Raw genomic sequence first — 3,696 nt, 5'->3', positions numbered from 1 at the left:
CACGCCGCCAGCGTTCGTCCTGAGCCAGGATCAAACTCTCCATCAAGGTCCAAACGACAACCCAGCAGAACCGGGCCGCCAAACCTCAGGAAAACAATCCCAGCGATACACCGACCCACAGGGCCGGCGCATTGCCTCAAAGAAATCCCCACCACGGACCTCCGAAGAGAACCGCGGCCACGGGGCGGTCCGACACTAAGGCCGAACCGATAAAGGCACTGGCTTTTAACACGCTGTTGAGTTCTCAAGAAACGGACACCCACCGCGCTGGACCCGCTTTCGCGTTTCCCGCCCCGGGGCGACGTTTTCTACTTTATCAGATCCGCTCGGAGTGTCAATTCCGGGCTTTTCCGATTCGCCTTTCAGGTTCCGCTTGCGCGGTCCCTTCCCGGCGTTGTCGCTATTTCATCAGATCCGGCCCGTTTGTCAAAATCGGGCCCTTTCCGACTCATCCTGACCGCAGGCACGACAAAGTCACACCGGCTAGATCGTTGGATGGCTCCCGCGGGTCGGCCGCCTTGACGGCGTCCTGCTCCCCTGCGGGGCGAAGTGAACAGTATGCCCAACGGGGGGCAACGTCAAACCGGCTCGCGTACAACACCGCGAGATGTCAACGCTTCGGCACCGCTTTGCCCAACCCCCAAGGCTGCCACCTCGGGTTTTACGGGACGAGACCCGTTAGGTCACAAGTTGCTCACCCAGGAACCGGCCGGCTCGCACCCTATGGCTTGGCCAGGTACCCGCCGACGAAGAGGATGCCCTCGGCCACCACCCAGACGGCCGCCGCGACGGTGAGCAGGGCGTCGAGCCGCTGCGGTTTCCGTCGTACGCCGGGCAGCGCCCAGGAGATCACGACCATGGCCGCGGCCAGCAGCGCGGGAGGAGTGGACAGTGCGACGGCCGGCTCGAAATCCGCGGCGCACACCGTGTCGAGATGGTCGTCCTCACCGCAGAAGGCCGCCTCGCCCCAGCCGCCCGCGGTCGAGAAGCCCCAGAGCACGGCCAGCAGGCAGTTCGCGATCGTCGGCAGGGCCGGTGAGATCCACCAGCCGTTCGTGCGCTCGGAAATGACCTGCACGATCGGACGGTACCTCGGTGCGGCGACGTCCGGAAGCCCGACGCTCTGCCATCCGCGGATCGAGCGGCCCCCGCGAACCGGCTACCTGTCCCGTCGGCACCGGCCACAGTCCTTGTCAGGTGATGTCCTTGGACTCGTGCAGCGTCAGATCCATGGCGATCGCCGTGGTGACGACCATCGTGCGCAGTGGCTCCGGCACGGGGTCGTTGATCTCCACGGTGTACTTGTCGGCGGTGGTCAGCAGGTGGGTCGCGATACCTGCCCACTTCTTGCGGATGTGCCCGACCCGGCTCCCCTCGGCATCGGTCACCGTGAAGTTGTTGCGTCCCAGGTCGACCGCGATCTCGCCAAGCGGCCCGCCCTCGCTGTCGCGGATCAGGTAGCGGCGGCCGACGCGCTCGGTCCGGAAGGTGCCGACGGTCTCGCCGTCCACCCGGCTCACCGTGGTGAGCATCCGGCCGGACTCCTTGTCGACCGCGAGCAGCGGTGTGCCGTCGGGCGTGGTGAGCAGCACGGCCCTGGCGTGCAGCTCGGACTTCCCGGGGAAGAAGGTCTGAAGCCTCTCCCGGCGCGCGCGTTCGTTGCTCTGGTCGGCGACCGCGAGCAGGGTGCCGTCCGCGTCCAGGACTTTGTACTGCGATCTGGCGAACGGTCCCCGGCGCGGCTGCTCGACCCGGAGTACCGAGGGACTGAAGGGATCGCTCATCTGGATACCTCCGAGGAAGCCCCCGCCTTCAGGCGGGGGAGGAATCGGACGCCTGCGGAGCAGGACAGGGAAAGCCGAATCGCCGCCCAGGCGCTTCGGCGTCCACCACACCCGCAAACCCGCACGCCCGCACCACCTGGCGTGGTACTTCTGAGGCCATGGCGGCACAGGTGAAGCGGGCGTTCAAGTACCGTTTCTATCCGCCCCAGGCGCAGGCGGCGGAGCTGTCGCGCACGTTCGGGTGCGTGCGCAAGGTCTACAACCTGGCACTGGCCGCCCGCACCCAGGCATGGACGCAGCGGCGGGAACATGTCGGCTACAACGCGACCTCGGCGATGCTGACGGCGTGGAAGAAGACCGAGGAACTGGCCTACCTCAACCAGGTGTCCTCCGTCCCCCTCCAGCAGTCGCTGCGCCACCTGCAGACGGCCTTCACCAACTTCTTCGCCAAGCGCGCAGCGTGTCCGCGGTTCAAGTCCCGCAAGCGGTCGCGCAGGTCGGCCGAGTACACCGCCTCGGGGTTCCAGTTCCGCGACGGCGAACTCACGCTGGCGAAGATGACCGGGCCCCTGGCCATCGTGTGGTCCCGTCCGCTGCCCGAGGGTGCCCGGCCTTCGACGGTGACGGTGTCGTAGGACGCGGCCGGGCGCTGGTTCGCATCCCTGCTGTGCCAGGACCCGGCCGTCACACCGCTGCCCCCCGCGACCGGCGCAGCGGTCGGGATCGACGCCGGGCTCGACCACCTGCTCACCCTGTCCACCGGCGAGAAGATCACCAACCCCCGCCACGAACGCCGCGACCGGGACCGGCTGGCCAAAGCCCAGCGTGCACTGTCCCGCAAGGCCAAAGGGGACGGCGCCAACCGGGCCAAAGCCCGGCGCAGGGTCGCCCGGATCCACGCCCGGATCGCCGACCGGCGCCGCGACTTCCTCCACAAGATCACCGCCCGGCTCGTGCGTGACAACCAAACGCTCGTGATCGAAGACCTGACCGTCGGCAACATGCTCAAGAACCGCACCCTCGCCCGCGCCATCTCCGACGCGGCCTGGAGCCAGTTCCGGGGCATGCTGGAGTACAAGGCCGCCTGGTACGGCCGCGCGCTCATCGCGGTCGACCGCTGGTTCCCCTCCTCCAAGCTCTGCTCCGCCTGCGGCACCCGGCAGGAGGAGATGCCCTTGCACGTCCGCGTCTGGACGTGCGGCTGCGGGTCCTCCCACGACCGGGACGTGAACGCGGCGCGCAACATTCTGGCCGCCGGGCCGGCGGTGACGGCCTGTGGAGCCGGTGTAAGACCTCAACGGGACTCCTCCCGGACGGGGCAGTCGGCGCTGAAGCAGGAAACCCTGCGGCGCGAGCCGTAGGAATCCCCCTCCTTCAGGTGGGGAGGAAGTCAAGCATTCTCCTGGCCTCATCGCATTGGAGGCGTTCGCAAGCCGCTCTTCGTCCTCTTGTCGGCCGCTCCCGCGCGTTCATCACCGCTCCGTCTCAGCGGTGATCCTCCCAAGGCGCGCCGGGGAGCGGAAGACCCTCGGCACGCCTGTTCGGTCCTCATCCGGACGAGGCGTGGCGGCGCACGACCGTCGTAACACGCTCCGCTACCGCTGTGCTGCTTGAGTTCATGAGGAGGCGGTCGTATGACGCATGCGCCGGCTGCGCACCGTCGCTATATCTACCGAGCAGGGCTGTGGCTTGGCAACGGGGCGCTGCGCGGCTGCTCGACGCGCGGTATCCGTGGGGGTCGTGGTCCGCCAGGTGGGCGACAATGGGGGTTGGCAGCCGAAAAGGGGGCGGCCCCAGTGGGACCGCCCCCTTTCCATGCCGTTCACCCGAGGGTGGGCGTGGACCCGATCAGAAGTCCATGCCGCCCATGTCGGGGGCGCCGCCGCCGGCGGCGGCCGGGGTCTTCTCCGGC

2 protein-coding genes and 1 pseudogene are annotated in these 3,696 nt (G+C 68.0%); 1 reads left to right on the top strand and 2 read right to left on the bottom strand.

Going from position 1 to position 3,696, the window contains the following annotated elements:
- Nucleotides 1–721: 721 nt before the first annotated feature.
- Both ABD340_RS43660 and ABD340_RS43655 read right to left on the bottom strand, forming a co-directional pair.
- Nucleotides 722–1,078, bottom strand: a complete 357-nt coding sequence (locus tag ABD340_RS43660) for a hypothetical protein (RefSeq protein ID WP_344597566.1) — start codon at nucleotides 1,076–1,078, stop codon at nucleotides 722–724.
- Between the two features lie 115 nt (nucleotides 1,079–1,193).
- Nucleotides 1,194–1,784, bottom strand: a complete 591-nt coding sequence (locus tag ABD340_RS43655) for a phospholipid scramblase-related protein (protein WP_344597565.1) — start codon at nucleotides 1,782–1,784, stop codon at nucleotides 1,194–1,196.
- A 158-nt stretch (nucleotides 1,785–1,942) separates the two neighbouring features.
- Here ABD340_RS43655 and ABD340_RS43650 point away from each other — a divergent pair.
- Nucleotides 1,943–3,124: pseudogene (locus tag ABD340_RS43650) on the top strand (RNA-guided endonuclease InsQ/TnpB family protein); the annotation flags it as partial.
- Between the last annotated feature and the right edge of the window lie 572 nt (nucleotides 3,125–3,696).

This window comes from Actinomadura vinacea (assembly GCF_039532545.1).
In the GTDB taxonomy this organism is placed as follows: domain Bacteria; phylum Actinomycetota; class Actinomycetes; order Streptosporangiales; family Streptosporangiaceae; genus Spirillospora; species Spirillospora vinacea.
Note: the sequence above shows the minus strand (reverse complement) of the source record. Positions and strands in the feature narration are given on the sequence as shown.

Coding starts and splice junctions, on each gene's coding strand:
- ABD340_RS43655 (WP_344597565.1), bottom strand. CDS start 1,784: ATGAGCGATCCCTTCAGTCCCTCGGTACTCCGGGTCGAGCAGCCGCGC.